This is a genomic window from Clostridium sp. BSD9I1 (assembly GCF_900185645.1).
GTDB lineage: Bacteria > Bacillota > Clostridia > Clostridiales > Clostridiaceae > Clostridium_AK.
In genome coordinates this window covers 282337-303613 of record NZ_FYAM01000024.1, presented here as the reverse complement: position 1 = coordinate 303613, position 21277 = coordinate 282337, and the positions used below count along the sequence as shown (strand labels likewise).

Genomic DNA, 21277 nt, shown 5'->3' with positions numbered 1-21277 from the left:
TTTGTAATCTGTAAAATATATTATAGTATAAAGTTTAATATTTTATAGGAGGAATTGTATGCAAACAGTTAAAGGCACAAATACACCTACTAATACTTCTAATGCATTTCGCTTTCTAGTATACAGTCTTATAGGAATATTTATGTTCTTTGTTCCTATAAAGATCAAAGGCAATTCTACCATTCCAATTGATCACATGGTAAACTATATTAAAGCAGCATCTCCGGGGCTTGTCAATATTTATGCACTTATAGTTATAATTCTTGGAGGGTTATATCCTTTTGTTAAAAAAACTTGGAATAAAGATAAAGTAACTTTAGTATTTTCTATTCTTAAACTTATGGGAATTGTAGTTGGAATTATGATATTCTTTAAGATTGGACCAGCTTGGATGTTTGAAGATGATATGGCGCCATTCTTATTTAATAAGTTAGTTATTCCAGTAGGTGTAATAGTTCCTATGGGTTCAGCATTTCTTGCATTTTTAGTAGGATATGGGCTTATGGAATTTACAGGCGCATTGGTACAGCCTATTATGAGACCATTTTGGAAAACCCCAGGAAGATCTGCTATAGACGCAGTTGCATCCTTCGTAGGAAGTTATTCTATAGCGCTTTTAATTACAAATAGAGTTTATAAAGAAGGAAAGTATACAGCGAAGGAAGCAGCTATAATTGCTACTGGATTCTCCACAGTTTCAGCTACTTTTATGATAATAATATGTAAAACATTGAATATAATGAATCTATGGAATACGTATTTTTGGGTTACGTTAATTGTTACATTTATAGTAACTGCAATAACTGCAAGAATATATCCACTAAGTAAAAAACCAGGCACTTATTATACTGGAGTAGGAGACCCTGAGCCCATTGCACAGGGTAATAGGATTAAATATGCTTGGAATGAAGCTATGAAGTCAGCATCAGCTTCGGTATCACTTGGGAAAAATATAAAGATCAATTTAAGAGATGGTTTTATAATGGCAATGGGAATACTACCTTCAATATTATCTGTAGGCTTTCTAGGATTGGTACTTGCAAAGTATACTCCTGTGTTTGATGTATTGGGTTATATTTTTTATCCATTTACTTTAGCATTAAAGATTCCAGAACCACTTTTAGCAGCCAAGGCTTCTTCAGTTGAAATAGCTGAGATGTTTTTGCCTGCAATGCTAGTAGTTCAGGCTCCACTTGTAACTAAGTTTATAATAGCTGTAGTATCAGTTTCTTCTATATTATTCTTTTCAGCTTCAATACCATGTATTTTATCTACTGATATTCCAATTAGCTTAACAGATATAATAATAATTTGGATTGAAAGAACTATATTTACCTTGATATTAACTGCACCAATTGCATTCTTTATACTGTGAATAAGTGCTACTCATGTGGCAAGTGGCAAGTGAACAACACTTGCCACTTGCCATGTGGGTGGCACTTATTTGTTAATTTAATGTGGTAAATAATTAAAGCAATAGTGAATTAAAAAAGTGCATTGATAGCAAGTTAATAGTTTAATAAATTGTTGAATTATTTCATTGTGTTGAAAATTTGAAATATTTTATTTCTTTTTAAACTACAATTGATGGAATTTAGCTTAATAAATTGGAAAACTAATAAAGGCATTTGACGTTTTATAGACGATAAAATCACCTAAAATAGCCGTTTATAACAAGAACACATAGCTAGACAATGAAAATATAAGTAAACTATTCCCAAATTATAGCATATACTGTATAATTGATGACAATGAAAGTATAAAGTCATAATAATATTTTTATTTTTTTAAAAATTCACAATAGACTATTATTTGACGAAGTTTATGATATAATAAGCTTGTAGAACATGAGGTAAAGATTTGAGGGGAGGGGACAAGCATAGAGTTAAGTTTTATAAAAATAAGCCCAGTAGAAAATATGACCGTGTTTATAAAGGACAACTTGCCTAGAAGAATACATAAGGATGTAGCAAAAGAAATAATGCAGTATGGAAATATATACGCAGAACAAGTTGGATTTATTGAAACCCCAGTTTCAGAAGAAGGTAAGAAAAAGGAAACTCTAAGACTTCAAATGATGGGTGGGGAGTTTTGCGGAAATGCCGCAAGATCTTTGGCAGCCTATATGGTATATAGCTCTTATCCAGGTTTAAATAAGATTGAAGATAAATACTTGGTAGAATTAGAGGTATCAGGAGCAAAAGAGATGGTTTCATGCGAAGTATTACCTACCCAAAAATCTAATGAATTTTATTCCAAAATCAATATGCCTCTACCAGTAAGTACAGATGAATTTAAATTTAATTATGAAAACGGTTCATTAAATATAGTGAAGGTAGAGCTTCCTGGTATAACTCACTTTATAATAGCATGCGATGGAATAAAAGATAAGCAAGACTTCTTTACAAAGTTCAAATCAGAGCTTAACTTAGATGAGTTAGATGCTTTTGGACTAATGTTTTATGAAGCTCATAAAAACTTTTTAGAGCCACTAGTATATGTAAGGGAAACTGAAAGCTTATTTTGGGAAAGAAGTTGTGTTTCAGGTACTACAGCCTTAGCTTATGCATTGTCTTATGATAAAAAAGAAAATTTAAGTATAGAAGTAAATGAGCCAGGAGGGAAACTTTTAGTCGAAGCAAGCTGGTGTGATGGAAAAATAAAAAGTATAAAATTGGATGGGAAAGTTACCATCGTAGCAGAGGGAACTTTACACATATAAAAATTAAAAAGGGGGAATTATTATGCTATTATTAAATCCAGTTATAATATCCGTTATTATAATGGCAGCACTGTGCCTGTTAAAACTCAATGTTATGCTAGCAATACTTATAGCTGCAGTAGTTGCAGGACTAGCGGCTGGAATGCCAATAGGAGAAACCATGTCAACATTAATAGGAGGTATGGGTGGAAACTCAGAAACAGCACTAAGTTATATTTTACTTGGAGCATTAGCTGTTGCAATTAATAAAACAGGTCTTGCTACAATACTTGCAAAGAAAATTGCAAAGGTAGTTAAGGGAAAAGCCATAGTATTTACACTACTTATTGCATTTGTGGCTTGTTTTTCACAAAATCTTATCCCAGTACACATTGCATTTATCCCAATTTTAATACCACCACTAATTCCTATAATGAATAAGATGAAAATAGATAGAAGAGCAGTAGCTTGTGCATTGACCTTTGGTCTTAAGGCACCATATGTAACATTACCAGTAGGATTTGGACTCATATTCCACAACATTATAAGAGATCAGATGATTCAAAATGGAGTTAACGTAACTACCGCTGATGTTGCATCAGTAATGTGGATAGGCGGAGCAAGTATGGTTGTAGGCTTATTCCTTGCAGTATTCATATTCTATAGAAAACCAAGAGAATATAGAGAAATGATGATGGATCAAGCAGATGAAGCTGCAGCAGCAGTAGATGAAAAAATGACACCTAAACATTGGTTAGCATTACTTGGAGCAGTAGCTGCATTTGTAGTTCAGCTTAAGACAGGCTCTCTTCCACTTGGAGCATTAGCAGGTTTAATAATTATGGTATTAACAAAATCCATAGTATGGAAAGATGTAGATTCGCTTATGGATGGCGGAATGAAACTTATGGGATTCATAGCTTTCGTAATGCTTGTAGCAGCAGGATATGGTAACGTTTTAAGAGAAACAGGAGCTGTAGAATCACTAGTTAATGTTACAGCAGGCATGGTTGGAGGAAAATTTGGTGGAGCATTCCTGATGCTCTTAGTTGGATTAGTTGTAACTATGGGAATAGGAACATCCTTTGGAACTATTCCAATTATAGCAGCTATATACTGTCCACTTGGATTAAAGCTTGGAATGAGTCCAGCTTCAATCATACTTTTATTAGGTATAGCAGGAGCACTTGGAGATGCAGGTTCACCAGCTTCTGATAGTACACTTGGACCTACATCTGGATTATCTGTAGATGGACAGCATGATCATATTTGGGATACTTGTGTACCAACATTTATATTTTATGATATACCACTATTCATAGCAGGATTAATTGGTGCTACGATGTTAGGATAATAAATTATAAATTAGGTTGAAATTCAGCTTTAGCTGAATTTCTTCCATAATTACAACAATATGGATAACAACTTAATATAAATACATAACTAAAAGGGAGGAACTTAAAATGAAAGAAATAAGAGAAGTAATATTAAATGGAAACGATTTAACATTAGAGGAAGTAGTAGCTGTAGCAAGATATGGTGCTAAAGTTTTTTTAAGTGAGGAAGCTAAAAATAGTGTATTAGAATCAAGAAAGATTATTGATGATATAGTTGAAAATGAAAGAGTAGTGTATGGAGTAACTACAGGATTTGGTGAGTTTTGTAATGTAAGTATCTCAAAAGAAGATTGTAAAACATTACAAGAAAATCTTATTCGTTCACATGCTTGTGGATATGGACCAAAATTCTCTGCAGATATAGTAAGAACTATAATGCTAACAAGAGCAAATGCATTAGCAAAGGGATATTCAGGAATAAGAATAGGAACATTAAATACATTAATATCAATGTTAAATGCAGGAGTACATCCACAAATACCTGAAAAAGGATCTCTTGGAGCATCAGGAGACTTAGCACCACTTGCTCATATGGTTTTACCAATGCTTGGACTTGGTGAAGCTGAATATAAGGGAGAAGTAATGTCAGGCTCTGAGGCTATGGAGAAAGCAGGTGTTGAAGTGATTGAGTTAGACGCTAAAGAAGGACTAGCTTTAATAAACGGAACTCAAGTTTTAACATCAACAGGGGCATTAGCAACATATGATGCAATTGAACTTTTAAAAGTTAGTGATATAGTAGCAGCTCTTTCAATGGAAGCATTAAGAGGTATTACAGATGCCTTTGACCCTAGAACTCATGTAATAAGAGCACATGAAGGACAAATGGCTACAGCAAGAAATATATTGAAATTAGTTGAAGGAAGTACTTATGTAACAAAACAAGGAGAACTTAGGGTTCAAGATGCTTACTCCATAAGATGTGTACCTCAAATACATGGAGCTAGCAAGGATACTATTGATTATGTTCAGAAAAAGGTTGAAATAGAAATTAACTCCGTTACAGATAATCCAATAATAACAAGAGAAGGGGATGTAATTTCTGGAGGTAACTTCCATGGGGAACCAATGGCACAGCCTTTTGACTTCTTAGGGATTGGAGCAGCAGAAATTGCAAACGTATCAGAAAGAAGAATTGAAAGACTTATAAATCACCAATTAAATGACTTGCCAGCATTCCTTGCAAAACATGGTGGATTAAACTCTGGATTTATGATAACTCAGTATGCAGCGGCAGCCTTAGTATCAGAAAATAAAGTTCTTGCTCACCCTGCATCAGTAGACTCAATTCCATCTTCAGCTAACCAAGAAGACTTAGTAAGTATGGGAACAATAGCTGCAAGAAAGGCAAGAGATATAATAGACAATGCTAAGAGAGTAGTGGCAACAGAAATGATGGCAGCATGCCAAGCTATAGATTTTAGAAAAGATAAAGGATTTGAACTTGGAAAAGGAACTAAAGAAGCATATAAAGTAGTAAGAGAAGCTTTAAATTTTATAGAATTTGACACTGATATACAAATGTATAAAGAATTAGATAAAGCTACGGAATTAATAAGCAGCGGAAAGTTATTAGAAGCAGTTGAAAAGGTAGTTGAATTAGAACACTAAAAGAAGAGCCATCTCACAGTTAATAGTGAGATGGCCTTTATCATATTTTAATCAACAAATAATTTAGATAATAAATTCTTAAGAGGAGTCTCAATGTCCTTGTCCATATTCATAGTAAGTAGATTTCCATCTTTAACTACATTCTTTGAACTTACAAATACATCGGACACTAAGCCTTCTTTATTAGTTACTTTTATATCACAAAAATGTCCATTATCAAGTGTCCCGATATATCCTTGATTAAATTTAAATGGAGTTTTACCAATAGAGTTAATTACTTCAGAATTAATATTTGTGAATTTGTCTTTTAAAAAGTTACGTTCTCCGATGATGGATAGATCGTCATTACTAGCTTCTCCATCAGTACCTAAATACAGTGGTATATTCATTTCTAGGAATTTTTCTAAATTAGCTTTACCAGCTTTTACTCTTTCATTCATTCTTGGGTTTAATACCACATTTATGTTATATTTTTTAATAACATCGTATTCTTCATCATCAAGCCATATGCAATCGGATAAAATTACATGCTCAAGACTTTTAACTTCCCTATTTTTAAGTAAAGATTCTAAAAACTTTAGTGGACGCATACCGTATAACTCAAGAGATAAATCTACATCTCCTTTATCTTCTGACAAATGAAATTGAATATACTTTCCATTCTCAAAAGCTAAATTAATTCCTTTTACTATAGCTTCTTTTGTGGAAGCATGTATGCTATGAATGGAAGGAGCAGCGATTATATCCTTATCGCACATTTCTCCAAATAACATATAAAAATTCATTTCTGCTTCATCTGGAGTTTCAAAGTAGCTCTTTTGAGAATCCTTTTTTGCTTCATAGGCATTTTCAGTTAGTATATCATAGTTCATTCTACCGAAATAAAGTCTAATACCAGTATCTTTTGCTGCTCTTAATACCTCTTTATCTAAAGTATTGCCTTTATTGCCGTGACAATAAAAAGATACCATAACAGATGTAACCCCTAGTGTAAGCATGCGAGAAAATGCCCTTAAACATCCGTAATATATATGTTCAGGCTGTAGTTTTACACTGTATCTATAGATTGTATTACGACACCAAGTTCCTAGATCCCAAGACTTATCTACAATATCAGTATATATGGATTGTTCGGGATGGGAATGAGCATTAAAATCTCCAGCTTCTATTATATATTCATTTGGATAATCATATACCTTGCCTGGGAAATCATCTTGAAAGGCTTCATTTAACTTGATTTCCTCAATTAAACCTGTATTTAGATTTGAAATAATATAACCTGGATGCACCTCCTTATCTTTTTTAATATTTCCTTTAATAAGAATTCTTTCTTCCATAGTTACCCTCTTTTCTATTTATATTAGTTATTATCAGTATTCTGCAAAAAAACTAGTATTCCTTTTAAAAATGCCAATGGTTTTTAAAAACTTACAATTGATTGATTTTTAGTTTGTATATGTAGTAAATGGCAAATAGAAATAGGCAAAATTTGCAGTGCGGCAAATTTTGCAGTGCATACGAAGTGAAAATATTGAGAAAAGATAGAAAATTGAGTCAAATTTAATTGGCATGGATTTTGCTTTTATAAATTAGTGAAATAATAAAATATATTAGGAGGTATTTTTATGAAAATTGAAATGGTAAAAGGTATCTTGACATTTAAGATGGACATGATTGCCACATTAACCGTTGCATTACTGTTATTATTTTTAGGGTATTATTTAAGAAAGAAGGTTAAATTCTTTGAAAGATTTTGTATTCCAGCACCAGTTATTGGTGGCCTAACATTTTCACTATTAGCTTTAGTTTTAAAACAAAGTAATATAATTACCATTAGTATGGATACTACATTTCAATCACCTTTCATGATTGCGTTTTTTACAACAGTAGGATTAGGAGGAAGCTTTGCATTAGTTAAAAAGGGTGGTAAACCTTTAATAATTTACTGGATACTTTGTAGTATACTTGCAGTAGCTCAAAATGCTATAGGTGTTCTTTCAGCTAAAATGGTTGGAATTCATCCATTACTTGGAGTAATGATGGGTGCTGTATCTATGGAAGGAGGTCATGGTGCAGCAGCAGCTTTTGGACCTACAGCAGAATCTTTAGGAGTTGCAGGAGCAACTACTGTAGCAGTGGCAGCAGCAACTTTTGGACTTATATCTGGAGGACTTATAGGAGGACCTATCGCAAAATATCTAATAGATAAATATAAATTAAAACCTACTGAAGTGGAAGTATTTTCGGGAGAGTCATATAGAGAAGCGGCAGGTATAGCTTCAACTTCAAATGTTACATCTCATGGATTTTTAGTTCAATTAGCAGTAATTACAGTTTGTATGACTATAGGAGCTATAGTGTGTGCTTTTATAGCTAAAACAGGAACAGTACTTCCAGGATACGTAGGAGCAATGTTTACAGCAGTTGCTTTTAGAAATTTAAATGATAAATTCAAATTTATGAAACTTGATCACTATATTATAGATTTAGTAGGAGATGTATCTCTTGGAATATTCTTATCTATGGCTCTTATGTCATTAAAATTATGGGAGCTATCAAATCTAGCAGGACCAATGCTTATAGTTGTAGTTATACAAGTAGTATTTATAACTTTATATACAATATTTGTAGTATTTAGAGCATTAGGAAAAGATTTTGATGCAGCAGTTATGGCATCAGGAATGGCAGGCCACGGTCTTGGAGCGACTCCAAATGCTATAGCAAATATGGGAGCTGTTACAGAAAAATACGGCCCATCCACTAAGGCATTTTTAATAGTACCTTTAGTTGGAGCATTCTTAATAGATTTAATAGGAATACCAAATATTGTATGGTTCATTAACTTCTTTAAATAAATCATATTTTCGCATAATGTTGAACCTCCCGTATGGGATTTGCATATTTAGTGAAACATCTCAGTAAACTGAGATGTTTCATTAGATGAAGGTTCCTAGATGAAAATTCTATACGACCAGGTGAGCATAAAAAAGTTTCGCATTTTTTATCGTCTATAAAATAATACAAAGATTTTAAATTGTTTGAATATATTATAAAAATTAGACGTTTTATTGATGGAATGGTGATATAATTTAAGTGTAAGGTAAATAAAACCACGACAGCACAGCTCTTAGATACATATTATAAATCATTAAAGAGCTACACAATAAAAATAAAATAACATTTTTCATAAATTAAGGAGGAGTTACTTATGGCAAAATTAGTTGAATGTGTACCAAATTTTAGTGAGGGAAGAGATAAGGAACTTGTAGAAAAGATAGTTGATGAAGCAAGAAAGGTAAAAGAAGTTAAACTTTTAGACTATTCATCAGATGAGGATCATAATAGAACGGTTGTAACTTTAATTGGATCACCGGAAAAGATAAAAGAGGCTGTTGTAAATATGGCCAAGGTAGCAACAGGATTAATAGATATGACAACTCATCATGGTGCACATCCTAGAATGGGAGCAGTAGACGTTGTACCATTCACTCCAGTAGCAGATATAACTATGGAAGAGTGCATAGAAATAGCAAAAGAAGTAGGAAAAGAAATTGGAAGTTTGGGAGTTCCAGTATACTTATATGAAGATGCAGCAACAAAACCAGAAAGAAAAAATCTTGCGGATGTAAGAAAAGGACAATATGAGGCATTCTTTGAAAAGATTGTAAAGCCAGAATGGAAGCCAGATTTTGGTCCACAAGAAATGAATGCAAAGAGCGGATGTACAGCAGTAGGGGCTAGAGTATCCTTAGTAGCATTTAATGTAAATTTAGGAACTGATAGACTTGAAGTTGCAGATGCTATAGCTAAAAAGGTTAGATTCATAGGTGGCGGTCTTAGATTTGTAAAAGCTATAGGATTAAAATTAGAAGAAAGAAATCAAGTTCAAGTATCTATGAATTTAGTTAACTATGAAAAAACAGCAGTATATAGAGCATTTGAAATGATAAAAATAGAGGCTAAAAGATATGGAGTTCCAGTTGTAGGCAGTGAAGTTATAGGAACTGTCCCTATGAAAGCATTACTTGATGCTGCAGAATACTACTTACAAATTGAAAATTTTGATATTAACCAAATACTCGAAAAGAGATTGTTAGAATAAGTTCCACGTTCACCTTGCATGATTTACAGAAATCTATGATTTCATTGTAAATCATTACATCTCATTCAGTTGGGATGTTTCTTTTAAAACTACAAACGTCTACAAATACTAGAAGAATTTGTAGACGTTTGTGAAATACATATGGTATAAAAAGGGGGGAAAGAGTTGAATACTAAAAAGGTAGTTTATACAGCATTATTTATATCTATGGGAATTATAATAAGTAGGTTTTTTTCAATAACTACTCCGATAGTTAGAATAGGATTTGGATTTATTCCAACTATGCTTTCAGGAGTGTTGTTTAGCCCATTGTTTGCAGGAATTGTAGATGCAGCAATTGATTTAATTGGAGCCACAATCTTTCCTACAGGAGCTGTATTTTTAGGATTTACGCTAAGCGCCTTTGTATCAGGTGCAATATATGGACTTTTCTTTTATAAGAAAAATATAGGATATAAAAACATTATTTTAGCTACAGTTTTAAAAACTATCATAGTAAATATAGGCTTGAATACTATATGGTTAAGTATGCTTACAGGAAAAGCATTCATGGTGATTATAGCACCGCGACTTGTAAAGGATTTAATAATGCTTCCAATTGAGATAATAGTATTTACAAGCGTACTATACTACTTGAGAAATAGTTCCATGGTTAGTAAAATTAATAATGTAGTTCAATAAAAAATTAACATATATTTTTATAATATAAATTTAAAGAAGATGGGGTGTAAATATTATGACAAATAAAGTACCAAGTGATATTGAAATAGCACAAAGCGCGAAAATGAAGAAAATTGCTGAGGTAGCAGAAGAATACGGCATATTAGATGATGAATTAGAACTTTATGGGAAATACAAAGCAAAAATTTCATTGGATGTTTTTAATAGATTAAAAGATAAGAAAGATGGAAAGTTAGTTCTTGTTACAGCTATAACTCCAACTCCAGCAGGAGAAGGAAAGTCAACTACAACTATAGGACTTGGACAGGCTCTTAACAAAATAGGTAAAAAAGCAATTATCGCTTTAAGAGAACCATCATTAGGACCTGTATTTGGAGTAAAAGGGGGAGCAGCTGGCGGTGGATATGCACAAGTTGTTCCTATGGAAGATATAAACCTTCACTTTACAGGAGATATGCATGCTATAACTACAGCAAACAATTTACTTTCAGCTGCAATAGATAATCATATAAATCATGGAAATACTCTTAATATAGATATAAGACAGATAGTTTGGAAAAGAGTTTTAGACATGAATGATAGATCTTTAAGAAATGTAGTAGTAGGTTTAGGTGGAAAAGTAAATGGTTATCCAAGAGAAGATTCATTTATGATAACTGTTGCTTCAGAAGTTATGGCAGTACTTTGCTTAGCATCTGACCTTATGGATTTAAAAGAAAGACTTGGAAGGATGATTGTAGCTTATAATGGAGAAGGTCAACCAGTAACAGCTAAGGATTTAAATGTTCATGGAGCTATGGCATTGGTATTAAAGGATGCTATAAAACCAAACATTGTTCAAACACTTGAAAATACTCCAGCACTTATTCATGGAGGACCTTTTGCAAATATAGCTCATGGATGCAACAGTATAATTGCTACAAAACTTGGATTAAAACTTGGAGACTATCTTGTTACAGAAGCAGGATTCGGTGCAGACCTTGGTGGAGAAAAGTTCTTAGATATAAAATGTAGATATGGAAACTTAAAGCCATCTGCAGTAGTATTAGTTGCAACTATAAGAGCATTAAAAATGCATGGTGGAGTTAAGAAGACAGAACTTGGAGCTGAAAATGTAGAAGCATTAACTAAAGGATTTGCAAACCTTCAAAAACAAGTAGAAAACATTAGAAAATTTGGATTACCAGTACTTGTAGCTGTTAACAAATTTGCAAATGATACTGAAGCTGAAATACAAACATTAACAAACCAATGTAAGGAGCATGGAATAGAAGTTTCACTTAATGAAGTATGGGAAAAAGGCGGCCAAGGTGGAGTTGAAATGGCTGAAAAGCTAGTTAAAATCATTGAAACTGAAGAAAGTAATTATGCTCCACTTTATGAAGTTGAAGCATCAATTCTAGAAAAATTAAACACTATTGTAAAAGAAATTTATGGTGGAGACGGAGTAGAAATAGATTCAGCTGCTATGAAGCAAATTAAGAAATTAGAAGAATTAGGTCTTGATAAGCTTCCAATATGTATGGCAAAAACTCAGTATTCTTTCTCAGATGACCCAAGTTTAGTTGGTGCTCCAAAAGGATTTAAGATAAACGTTAAAGACGTAAGAGTATCAGCAGGAGCAGGATTTATAGTTTGCCAAACAAGTAATATAATGATTATGCCAGGACTTCCAAAAGTACCAGCTGCAAATAAAATGGATATAGATGAAAACGGAGTTATATCAGGATTATTTTAGAATTGGAGGAAATTAACATGCTAAGAGATTTAACAGTTAAAGATTTTATAGATGAAACAGCTTCAGAATCACCAGCACCAGGTGGCGGAAGTATAGCTGCATTAAGCGCAGCTTCCGCTGCAGCTTTGATTACTATGGTAGCAAATCTTACTTTAGGTAAAAAGGGCTATGAAGAAGTTCAAAGTGAGATGGAAGAAATAAAGAAAATAGCTGGAGAATACAAAGATAAATTTGTAAATTATATTGATGAGGATTCAGATGCATTTAATAAAATAATGGCGGCTTTTAAAATGCCAAAGGAAACTGATGAAGAAAAAAAAGCAAGAACAGCATCAGTTCAAAGTGCATTTAAGGGAGCGGCAACAGTACCTTTAAATGTAGCAAAGGATGCATTTAAGTTGCTAGACCTAGCTAAAGTTGTAATAGAAAAAGGAAACCAAAATGCAGTAACAGATGGAGCAGTAGCTGCAATGTCTTCAAGAACAGCAGTGCTTTCAGCATTATATAATGTAAAAATAAACCTAGGTTCTATAAAAGACGAAGAATTTGTAAATGAAGCTAAAAAGGAAATAGAAGAATTAGAATCTAAGGTAAATGAAATAGAACAAAGCCTTCTTTCTAAAGTAGTACTTTAGTTAAATTAATAAAAAACAATTAATACTTAATAGCTATGAAAGGGAAATTTAGGTGAAACTTAAATTTCCCTCTTCAATTATTATTAGTTCACTATTAAATCAATTAATTGTTGACAGTTTTAGGATTTAAGCTATAATAAAGATTATAAATTAAATAACAATTTGATACTAAAATGCTTTGAAAAAGAGGAGTAAAGGTTAATAGTTCTAAGAGAGGAAAGTTCATAGGCTGAAAGACTTTCTGTGCAAATGACCTTGAAGGTAGCTTTGGAGCTTCTTTGCTGAAATCTTAGTAGGCAAAGACGGGTTTAATCATCCGTTAATAATATGAGAGCTTGAGTTTTACTCAAGAAAAAAGGTGGTAACGCGCGCTGTCGTCCTTTTAAGGATAGCAGGGTGCTTTTTTAATTAAAAAAAAGCGGGAGGTAATACATATGAACGAAAATATAAACATAGCCACAACCTATAATCCTAAGGAGTTTGAAGATAGGATTTATAAGAATTGGGAGGAAAATAAGTATTTTACCCCAGAGGTAGATAAGAATAAAAAACCTTATACAATAATGATGCCCCCTCCAAATATTACAGGAAAGCTTCATTTAGGGCATGCATTAGATAACAGTATTCAGGATTTTTTAATAAGAGCTAAGAGAATGCAAGGATATAGTACATTATGGCTTCCAGGAGAAGATCATGCAAGTATTGCTACAGAAGTTAAGGTGGAAAATGAGCTTCTTAAGCAGGGACTTAAGAAAAAGGAAATGGGAAGAGAAGCTTTCCTTGAAAAGGTATGGGAATGGAGCCATGAGTACAGAGATAGAATAAAGGGACAGCTTAAAAAACTAGGGGTATCTGCTGACTTTACAAGAGAAGCATTTACTATGGATGAAAATTTAAATAAAGCTGTTAGAACAGTATTTGTTAAACTTTATGAAGAAGGATTAGTTTATAGAGGTAATAGGATAGTTAACTGGTGCCCTAAATGTATGACGGCTATTTCAGATGCAGAAATAGAATATAGTGAGCATGAAGGTCATTTTTGGCATGTAAAATATCCTGTAAAAGGAGAAGATAGATTTATAGAAATAGCAACAACAAGACCAGAAACTATGCTTGGAGATACTGCTGTAGCTGTTAATCCAAATGATGAGAGATATGCTGACTTAGTTGGAAAAACTCTTATACTTCCACTTGTTAATAGAGAAATTCCTATTGTTGCTGATGACTATGTAGATATGGAATTTGGAACAGGTGCAGTTAAAATAACACCAGCCCATGACCCAAATGATTATCATGTTGGAAAGAGACATAACCTTCCAGAAATAATTGTTATGAATGAAAACGGAACAATAAATGGACTTGGTGGAAAATATGCTGGTATGGATAGATATGAAGCAAGAAAAGCCATAGTAGCAGATTTAGAAAAAGAAGGATTCTTAGTAAATATAAAAGACCATGCTCATAATGTAGGATGTCATGATAGATGCAACACTGTAATAGAACCTATGATTTCAAAACAGTGGTATGTAAAAATGGAATCACTTGCAAAGCCAGCTATTGATGTAGTAAGAGAGAAAAAGGTGAATTTTGTACCTGAAAGATTTGATAAAACATATTTCAACTGGATGGAAAATATTCAGGATTGGTGTATATCAAGACAGCTTTGGTGGGGACATAGAATCCCAGTATGGTACTGTGAAGACTGTGGAGAAATGATAGTATCTGCAGAAGAACCAACTACTTGTCATAAATGCAATAGTTCTAAGCTTAAACAGGATAATGATGTATTAGATACTTGGTTTAGCTCAGCACTTTGGCCTTTCTCAACTCTTGGATGGCCAGATAAAACAGAAGACTTAGAATACTTCTATCCAACAAGTGTACTCGTTACAGGATATGATATCATATTCTTCTGGGTAGCAAGAATGATTTTCTCTGGACTTCACAGCATGAATGATATCCCATTTGAAACTGTACTTATTCATGGTATAGTAAGAGATTCAAATGGTAAAAAGATGTCAAAGTCTCTTGGAAATGGAGTTGACCCATTAGATATAATTGATAAGTACGGTGCAGATGCTCTAAGATTTATGCTTGTAACAGGAAATGCTCCAGGTAATGATATAAGATTTTATGAAGAAAAAGTTGAAGCGGCAAGAAACTTTGCAAATAAGATATGGAATGCCTCAAGATTCGTTATGATGAACTTAGATAAAGATCTTATGGATAAATATAAAGACGTTAAGGATTATACTATAGCAGATAAGTGGATATTATCAAGAGTAAATACTTTAGTAAAAGAAGTTACTGAAAACATAGATAAATATGAATTGGGTATAGCATCACAAAAGGTTTATGACTTTATGTGGAGTGAATTCTGTGATTGGTATATAGAACTTGTTAAACCTGTATTATATGGAGAAGATGAAAAGGCTAAGGGTATAACTTATAATGTATTATTTGATGTATTAACTACAGGACTTAAGCTGTTACATCCAATCATGCCATTTATAACAGAAGAAATTTACACTCATGTTCAAAGTGAAGAAAATACTATAACTACTTCCAAGTGGCCTGAATATAGAGAAGAGTTAAATGATAAAAAGTCAGAAGAAAATATGAATTACATAATTGAAGCTATTAAAGCTTTAAGAAATGTAAGATTAGAAATGAATGTACCACCTTCAAGAAAAGCTAAGGTTGCAATATTTGCAGTAGAAGGAAAAGAGGCATTTAATGAAGGAACAGTATACTTTGAAAAACTTGCATCAGCTAGTGAAGTTACTTTCTTAAATTCTAAAGAAGAAGCACCAGAAAATGCAGTTGCGGCAGTAACTAAGGGTGCTGAAATGTATATGCCATTACTTGACCTCGTAGATCTGGAAAAGGAACTTGAAAGACTAAATAAAGAAAAAGAAAAGCTGCAAAAAGAAATAGAACGTGTAGAAAAGAAACTTTCAAATGAAAGCTTTGTAAAGAAAGCTCCAGAATCAGTAGTAGCTGAAGAAAAAGCTAAAGGTGATAAATACAAAGAAATGCTTACATCTGTACTTGAAAGAATGCAAAGCTTAATTAATCAGTAATTAGTATACTTAGTAACCAGTAGCCGGTAAAATATAGGGTTGGTTTTTAAAATACCTATAACTGGGTACTGGTTACTAGCATACTTTCTATTAAAACTGAAGAGTAGGGATTAGTGATAAAAAACGGGGGGATTTTAGATGAATTATAATGAATCTATAGGTTATATTGAAAATACGGCTAAGTTTGGTAAAAATAAAGGACTTGAGAGAACTAACAAGATATTAGAGCTTTTAGGAAATCCTCATAAAGATTTAAAGTGTATTCATATAGCAGGAACTAATGGAAAGGGTTCTACTACAGCAATGCTTACTCAAATACTTATAGAATCTGGATATAAGGTTGGAATGTACACTTCACCATTTATAGAAGAATTTGAGGAAAGAATACAAATAAATAGTAATAATATTCCTAAAGAAAGATTATGTGAGGTAGTAGAAAAAGTAAAGATAGCAGTAGATAAAACTTGCGAACTAGGATATGATGAGCCTACAGAATTTGAAATAATAACAGCAGTAATGTTTGTATATTTTCAAGAGGAAAAAGTGGACTATGCAGTAATTGAAGTAGGCCTTGGAGGAAGAATAGACGCTACAAATGTAGTAAATCCTTTGATAAGCATAATAACTTCAATAAGCTATGATCATGTGAAAATTTTAGGGAATACATTAGAAGAAATTGCATATGAAAAGGCAGGTATAATAAAAGAAAAGACACCTGTAATATTATATCCTGTGGAAGAAGAGGCGAAACTTTCTATTGAAAAAGTAGCCAAAGAAAAACAAAGCCCTATAATATACGTGAAAAAAGAAGATTCAATGCTAAAAGAAAAGCTTTACAATGTACCTTATCAAGAGATTATAATTAACACTAGTAAGAATACTTATGAAATACAGTTATCACTTTTAGGAACTCATCAGTTATTAAATTGTTCTGTAGTTATAAAAGCAGCAGAAGAATTACAAAATATAGGGGTTAATATTAAAAAAGAACATATTATAGAAGGGTTAAAAAAGGTAAAGTGGGCTGGAAGACTTGAGATGTTAAAGGCAAAACCTATGGTGGTAATAGACGGAGCTCATAACATTGATGGGATTAAAAGTCTTAAAAATAGTATAAATACTTATTTTAAATACAATAAGTTCATACTGATTATGGGCATACTTTCAGACAAACAAGTAGATGATATGGTAAAGGTGATTACACCAGAAGCCTCAAATATTATAACTGTGACACCACCAAGCTATAGGGCAGAAAATTCCTCTGGACTTGTGGAAATAATAAAAAAATATAATTCTAACTGTGAAGCTATAGAAAATTATAAAGAGGCCTATGAAAAGGCTTTATCCTATGCAAATGAAAATGATTTAATACTTATATGCGGATCGCTTTATATGGTAGGAGAAATGAGAAAAACTATAAGAACAATTAATAGTTGATATTAAGTAGTAAAAAAGTTTAATGAAAATTTATTGAGATAAATTCGCAAAGTATAAAAACCTTCCACAAAAGTGGAAGGTTTTTTATATTAAATAATAATATTAAATATTAATTATTGACTGAATTTAACGCCTCTTCCAGTGCCTTTGAAAGCTGATCTGGGCAAGATGTAGGTTTTTCCTTACAATTAATTCCTTTTAATCTTTTTATTGCTTCATTAACATCCATTCCTTCAATTAAGCTTGCAAGTCCTTGTAAGTTACCATTGCATCCTCCAAGAAAACGAACATTTGTAACTTTGTTATCAACAATATCAAAATCAATTTTGCTAGCACAAACACCTTTTGTAGTATATGAATACATTAAATTTTCCTCCTTTAAAAGTATATAAGAATTATAACTTATTCAAATTTAATAGACAAGTACTAATATTTTAGACATATATCAATTTATTTGAGATGTTTCATTTAACTATGCCCAATTTTTATGTACTTACATATTATATCTGTGAGGGGGGAAAAACCATGAGTCATTTATTCATATGCAACACATCTTCTGACTGTATATCTAGAATAAATCTATCTACATTTAAAGAAGAAAACAAGATAACATTGAACAATGGGTATTATAAAATTGGGCCCCATGGAATATGCAGATATAAAGATAAACTGATAACTGCAAACAGCTATTCAAATAGTATTTCTATAGTAGATGTTACAAAGAATATTGAAATACAAAATTACTTTATAGGAATGCACTGTAACGATGTAGTTACAGTAGAGGATTATGCATATATCGTATGCGGAGAACTAAATACTATAGTGGTGTTTGATTTGGTACAAAATAAGATCGTAGAGGAAATACCATGTGGCAATTTACCTCATAGTATTCAATTCAATGAAAAAAATAACTTGTTCATAGTATCAAATATGGGAAATGATACTTTAACCTTAATTAGTGGAGAAAAAAAGGGATGCATAAAAAATATAAAGGTAGGACCTTACCCAACAAAAGCCTTATTTACGAAAGATGGCGAGTATATTGTAGTATGTGAAAGTAATTTAGGCTCAGATCAAAAAGGAAGTATAAGCATTTTATCGACAAAAAATCTTAGAGTATTATATAGAATATCTGTAGGAAATTCACCAGTGGATATGGTCATAGATGATAATAATTGCTATGTTTCGAATTTTGGGGATGGAACTTTGAGTTTCGTAGATATAAATTATTATGAGGAAACAAATAGAATAAGAATAGGAGGAATGCCTAGGGGGATAGTGAAAGAAGGAAATGAACTTTATGTAGGAGATAATTATAATAATGTTCTTATAAAAATTGATTTAGAAAGTGGTAATAAGAAAAATATACCAATAGGAGGAGAGCCTACTGGTATGATTTTAATTTAATCATCTAAAAGTATCTGCAATATTCTCTCATATTTTTTAGAAGAATCATTTTTCCATTTTGTGCATAATTCCCGAGCTAAATTATTGCTGTCTACAGTTATCTTTAAATCAATTAAATTTATATTACCCTCAATAGCTTTTAAACTTACAACAAATTTATTTTTATTTTCAATTGTATAGTCAGAAGATGCAGAAACCTCTCTTTTTATATTTTCATGTTGATTTTCTAAATATATGTCTATTGTTTCAAGTTTAACTTTAGAAATCCTGTTTATAAAAAGAGATAGTACTTTTTCACCCTTTTCCGTAATTAAAAGTCTATGTTTATTTTCATCTTCAAGTATTTGCAAAAAGTTATTTTGAACAAGTTCTGAAATATATTGTTGAAGAGTAAAATAATTCATAAAATTATTTTCAAGTATCATTTGGGTAATTTGATTATTGGAAATAGGGGCGTTTATTTTTAGAAATATATATAGCAGCAGGAGTTTGTTTTCTGCGAGTTCTAAAGTATCTTCAAACATTCATAATCCTCCTAATAACCTTATATTGATTGTTAAACTTATCAATTATTATATCACAATTTATTAAGTATTAACAATTAAGTATTAACTAAAAAAAGTCGGCTATTATAGCCGACTTTTATATAAAGTTATTATTTGCTACCATTTACAAGTTGTTCTTCAGCCATTGAGATTAGTCTTTTAACCATTTGACCACCAACTCTTCCGCAATTCTTTGAAGTTACTTCTCCCCAGTAATCTTCGGAGCCTTGATGAACACCAAGTTCCATTGATTCTGCTATTTCATATTTCATATCATCTAAAGCTTTATGAGAATCGGGTACAAGTTGAGTTCTTCCACTTCCTGATTGTCCTAATGCCATAATAAGTTACCTCCTTTTATAAATAATTATGTATTAGTCATTTATAGTATTTGTTCATATTAAATATAAATACTGTAATGTTTCAGGAAATAAAGGTTTAATAAGGCAGGCTAATTAAATTTCACTAGAATATTTCACTTGAATTTTACATATAAAAAATAAGAAGGAAATTATATGGAGGGTAGTGTAAATTGAAGAGTAAAATTTACAAAAAGGTCTTATTTGCAGTGTTGCTATTGGCGGTAAGTACCATATCAAGTATATTTTTAAATGTTAGCAAAGGAGTATTTGTTCAGGATAAAAATATTCCTATATATTCAGTGGATACACAAGAAAAGAAAGTAAGTATAACCTTTGATGTGAATTGGGGAAATGATAATACGACTGAAATATTAGATATCTTAGATAAGTATAATGTAAAAGCTACCTTTTTTATAATAGGAAATTGGGCAGAGGATTTTCCAGAGCTTACTAAAGAAATATACAAAAGAGGACATGAAATTGGAAATCATTCAGATACTCATCCGGATTTTACTCAAGTTTCAAAGGATAGAATAATAAAAGAAATAAGTGTGGCAGATGCAAAAATAATGAAGATTACAGGACAAGGAACTAAATTGTTTAGATGCCCATCAGGTTCTTATAATGATAATACACTAAATACAGTAAAGTCTGCAGGATATTATTGCATACAATGGGATGTAGATAGTATAGATTGGAAAGCAGAAGGAGCGGATAAGGAATATGAAAGGGTTATGAAAAAAGTTAATCCTGGTTCTATAATACTATTCCATAGTGATGCAAAATTTACTCCATATAATTTACCAAGAATAATAGAGGATTTAAAGGTGAAAGGATATAGTTTTGTTAAGGTTGGAGATTTAATATATAAGGAAAATTATAAAATAAATTTGGAAGGTAAGCAGATAATAATTGATGGTAAATAATTACTGTATTATAATGGGAGTATATAATGTATAAAATATCAACCTTTGCTAAAAATACATGTAGAAGAAAATTGAAGCAGGGGTTGATAATATGAGAAGAATAGCAATAATAGGAGAAAATACAAATTTAATTTACATTATAAAAAAGGAGTTGTTACAGTTAAATATTAAATATGAATTAGTGCAGTTACAAGACGCTGAAGTTTCAGTAGATTATGTAATTATAAATGAGGATACTGATTATAATTTGAAAAATATTAAGGGTTTGTATTATCTTGTGAATATGGACTCCAAATTTAAAAAGGATTTAAATATTAATGGAAATGTAATTACTTATGGATTTGGAAGTAAAAATACAGTTACACTTTCAAGCGCAGAAAAGGATGAGAGGTATTTAGTATACTGCCTTCAAAGATATATAGGAAATATGTCTAAAAATACAATAGAGCCTTGTGAACTTCCTATAAAAAGGAGTTTTAACAATAACAATGAACTTTATGGGTATATGATAGCAGCAACTATAGCACTATTAGAAGATGTAGATATAAGAAAATTAAATTTTATATTTAATAATGAAGAAATATTTAGTTGAATAGTAATATTATTGACGTTTTAGGAATATTTATAAGTAAGAAAATATTCTTATATACTA

Annotated in this window: 18 protein-coding genes and 1 other annotated feature; of the genes, 14 read left to right on the top strand and 4 right to left on the bottom strand. The window is 31.7% G+C overall.

Features of this window, described 5'->3' with window-relative positions; translation table 11 throughout:
• The first annotated feature begins 58 nt into the window (after positions 1-58).
• From BSD9I1_RS14980 to hutH, 4 genes are all read left to right on the top strand, one after another.
• Entirely contained in the window at positions 59-1375 is a 1317-nt protein-coding gene (locus BSD9I1_RS14980) for a YjiH family protein (protein WP_186431001.1), read from the top strand.
• 543 nt (positions 1376-1918) lie between these two features.
• Positions 1919-2722 (top strand): diaminopimelate epimerase, encoded by an 804-nt coding sequence (locus BSD9I1_RS14975; RefSeq protein WP_186431000.1) that lies wholly within the window; start codon positions 1919-1921, stop codon positions 2720-2722.
• A gap of 22 nt (positions 2723-2744) precedes the next feature.
• Entirely contained in the window at positions 2745-4055 is a 1311-nt protein-coding gene (locus tag BSD9I1_RS14970; protein WP_186430999.1) for a Na+/H+ antiporter family protein, read from the top strand.
• Between the two features lie 109 nt (positions 4056-4164).
• Positions 4165-5709: a histidine ammonia-lyase gene (gene hutH / locus BSD9I1_RS14965; RefSeq protein WP_186430998.1), complete on the top strand. Its 1545-nt coding sequence runs from the start codon at positions 4165-4167 to the stop codon at positions 5707-5709.
• A gap of 47 nt (positions 5710-5756) precedes the next feature.
• Here the strand turns inward: hutH and BSD9I1_RS14960 are convergent, their stop codons facing one another.
• Positions 5757-7046 carry an amidohydrolase family protein gene (locus tag BSD9I1_RS14960; protein WP_186430997.1) on the bottom strand — a complete coding sequence of 430 codons (1290 nt, stop codon included), beginning with the start codon at positions 7044-7046 and terminating at the stop codon, positions 5757-5759.
• 288 nt (positions 7047-7334) lie between these two features.
• On the opposite strand from BSD9I1_RS14960, the gene gltS reads away from it, so the two are divergent.
• The 7 genes from gltS (at position 7335) to BSD9I1_RS14925 (ending at position 17385) form a co-directional block, all read left to right on the top strand.
• Complete coding sequence (gene gltS / locus BSD9I1_RS14955) at positions 7335-8564, top strand: sodium/glutamate symporter (protein WP_186430996.1); 1230 nt, start codon at positions 7335-7337, stop codon at positions 8562-8564.
• 353 nt (positions 8565-8917) lie between these two features.
• Positions 8918-9811 (top strand): glutamate formimidoyltransferase, encoded by an 894-nt coding sequence (gene ftcD / locus BSD9I1_RS14950; protein WP_035307133.1) that lies wholly within the window; start codon positions 8918-8920, stop codon positions 9809-9811.
• A gap of 165 nt (positions 9812-9976) precedes the next feature.
• Positions 9977-10492, top strand: a complete 516-nt coding sequence (locus BSD9I1_RS14945; protein ID WP_035307135.1) for a folate family ECF transporter S component — start codon at positions 9977-9979, stop codon at positions 10490-10492.
• A 55-nt stretch (positions 10493-10547) separates the two neighbouring features.
• Positions 10548-12230, top strand: coding sequence for a formate--tetrahydrofolate ligase (locus tag BSD9I1_RS14940; RefSeq protein ID WP_186430995.1), 1683 nt, complete (start codon positions 10548-10550; stop codon positions 12228-12230).
• A gap of 17 nt (positions 12231-12247) precedes the next feature.
• Positions 12248-12865 carry a cyclodeaminase/cyclohydrolase family protein gene (locus BSD9I1_RS14935; RefSeq protein ID WP_186430994.1) on the top strand — a complete coding sequence of 206 codons (618 nt, stop codon included), beginning with the start codon at positions 12248-12250 and terminating at the stop codon, positions 12863-12865.
• Positions 12866-13034: 169 nt separating this feature from the next.
• Positions 13035-13250, top strand: a binding site (T-box leader).
• A gap of 49 nt (positions 13251-13299) precedes the next feature.
• Entirely contained in the window at positions 13300-15948 is a 2649-nt protein-coding gene (locus BSD9I1_RS14930) for a valine--tRNA ligase (RefSeq protein WP_186430993.1), read from the top strand.
• 138 nt (positions 15949-16086) lie between these two features.
• Complete coding sequence (locus tag BSD9I1_RS14925) at positions 16087-17385, top strand: folylpolyglutamate synthase/dihydrofolate synthase family protein (protein WP_186430992.1); 1299 nt, start codon at positions 16087-16089, stop codon at positions 17383-17385.
• Between the two features lie 109 nt (positions 17386-17494).
• Here the strand turns inward: BSD9I1_RS14925 and BSD9I1_RS14920 are convergent, their stop codons facing one another.
• On the bottom strand, positions 17495-17749 hold the full coding sequence (locus tag BSD9I1_RS14920; protein WP_035307145.1) for a TIGR03905 family TSCPD domain-containing protein: 255 nt from the start codon (positions 17747-17749) through the stop codon (positions 17495-17497).
• A 161-nt stretch (positions 17750-17910) separates the two neighbouring features.
• On the opposite strand from BSD9I1_RS14920, the gene BSD9I1_RS14915 reads away from it, so the two are divergent.
• Positions 17911-18792: a YncE family protein gene (locus tag BSD9I1_RS14915; RefSeq protein WP_186430991.1), complete on the top strand. Its 882-nt coding sequence runs from the start codon at positions 17911-17913 to the stop codon at positions 18790-18792.
• Here BSD9I1_RS14915 and BSD9I1_RS14910 read toward each other — a convergent pair.
• Both BSD9I1_RS14910 and BSD9I1_RS14905 read right to left on the bottom strand, forming a co-directional pair.
• Positions 18789-19316 (bottom strand): DUF4364 family protein, encoded by a 528-nt coding sequence (locus BSD9I1_RS14910; protein WP_035307148.1) that lies wholly within the window; start codon positions 19314-19316, stop codon positions 18789-18791. The genes BSD9I1_RS14915 and BSD9I1_RS14910 overlap by 4 nt on opposite strands.
• Before the next feature lie 131 nt (positions 19317-19447).
• The gene (locus BSD9I1_RS14905) at positions 19448-19678 is read right to left on the bottom strand and encodes an alpha/beta-type small acid-soluble spore protein (RefSeq protein ID WP_186430990.1); all 231 of its coding nucleotides are present in this window, start codon (positions 19676-19678) and stop codon (positions 19448-19450) included.
• A 191-nt stretch (positions 19679-19869) separates the two neighbouring features.
• Here BSD9I1_RS14905 and pdaB point away from each other — a divergent pair, with 191 nt between their 5' ends.
• Together pdaB and BSD9I1_RS14895 are read left to right on the top strand one after the other, a co-directional pair.
• Positions 19870-20625, top strand: coding sequence for a polysaccharide deacetylase family sporulation protein PdaB (gene pdaB, locus BSD9I1_RS14900; RefSeq protein ID WP_186430989.1), 756 nt, complete (start codon positions 19870-19872; stop codon positions 20623-20625).
• A gap of 91 nt (positions 20626-20716) precedes the next feature.
• Entirely contained in the window at positions 20717-21217 is a 501-nt protein-coding gene (locus BSD9I1_RS14895; RefSeq protein WP_186430988.1) for a hypothetical protein, read from the top strand.
• Positions 21218-21277 lie beyond the last annotated feature (60 nt).

What these genes read in the sequence shown, in the direction of transcription:
- BSD9I1_RS14980 (WP_186431001.1), top strand. Translation starts at nt 59, where the DNA reads ATGCAAACAGTTAAAGGCACAAATACACCTACTAATACTTCTAATGCA.
- BSD9I1_RS14975 (WP_186431000.1), top strand. Translation starts at nt 1,919, where the DNA reads ATGACCGTGTTTATAAAGGACAACTTGCCTAGAAGAATACATAAGGAT.
- BSD9I1_RS14970 (WP_186430999.1), top strand. Translation starts at nt 2,745, where the DNA reads ATGCTATTATTAAATCCAGTTATAATATCCGTTATTATAATGGCAGCA.
- hutH (WP_186430998.1), top strand. Translation starts at nt 4,165, where the DNA reads ATGAAAGAAATAAGAGAAGTAATATTAAATGGAAACGATTTAACATTA.
- BSD9I1_RS14960 (WP_186430997.1), bottom strand. Translation starts at nt 7,046, where the DNA reads ATGGAAGAAAGAATTCTTATTAAAGGAAATATTAAAAAAGATAAGGAG.
- gltS (WP_186430996.1), top strand. Translation starts at nt 7,335, where the DNA reads ATGAAAATTGAAATGGTAAAAGGTATCTTGACATTTAAGATGGACATG.
- ftcD (WP_035307133.1), top strand. Translation starts at nt 8,918, where the DNA reads ATGGCAAAATTAGTTGAATGTGTACCAAATTTTAGTGAGGGAAGAGAT.
- BSD9I1_RS14940 (WP_186430995.1), top strand. Translation starts at nt 10,548, where the DNA reads ATGACAAATAAAGTACCAAGTGATATTGAAATAGCACAAAGCGCGAAA.
- BSD9I1_RS14935 (WP_186430994.1), top strand. Translation starts at nt 12,248, where the DNA reads ATGCTAAGAGATTTAACAGTTAAAGATTTTATAGATGAAACAGCTTCA.
- BSD9I1_RS14930 (WP_186430993.1), top strand. Translation starts at nt 13,300, where the DNA reads ATGAACGAAAATATAAACATAGCCACAACCTATAATCCTAAGGAGTTT.
- BSD9I1_RS14925 (WP_186430992.1), top strand. Translation starts at nt 16,087, where the DNA reads ATGAATTATAATGAATCTATAGGTTATATTGAAAATACGGCTAAGTTT.
- BSD9I1_RS14920 (WP_035307145.1), bottom strand. Translation starts at nt 17,749, where the DNA reads ATGTATTCATATACTACAAAAGGTGTTTGTGCTAGCAAAATTGATTTT.
- BSD9I1_RS14915 (WP_186430991.1), top strand. Translation starts at nt 17,911, where the DNA reads ATGAGTCATTTATTCATATGCAACACATCTTCTGACTGTATATCTAGA.
- BSD9I1_RS14910 (WP_035307148.1), bottom strand. Translation starts at nt 19,316, where the DNA reads ATGTTTGAAGATACTTTAGAACTCGCAGAAAACAAACTCCTGCTGCTA.
- BSD9I1_RS14905 (WP_186430990.1), bottom strand. Translation starts at nt 19,678, where the DNA reads ATGGCATTAGGACAATCAGGAAGTGGAAGAACTCAACTTGTACCCGAT.
- BSD9I1_RS14895 (WP_186430988.1), top strand. Translation starts at nt 20,717, where the DNA reads ATGAGAAGAATAGCAATAATAGGAGAAAATACAAATTTAATTTACATT.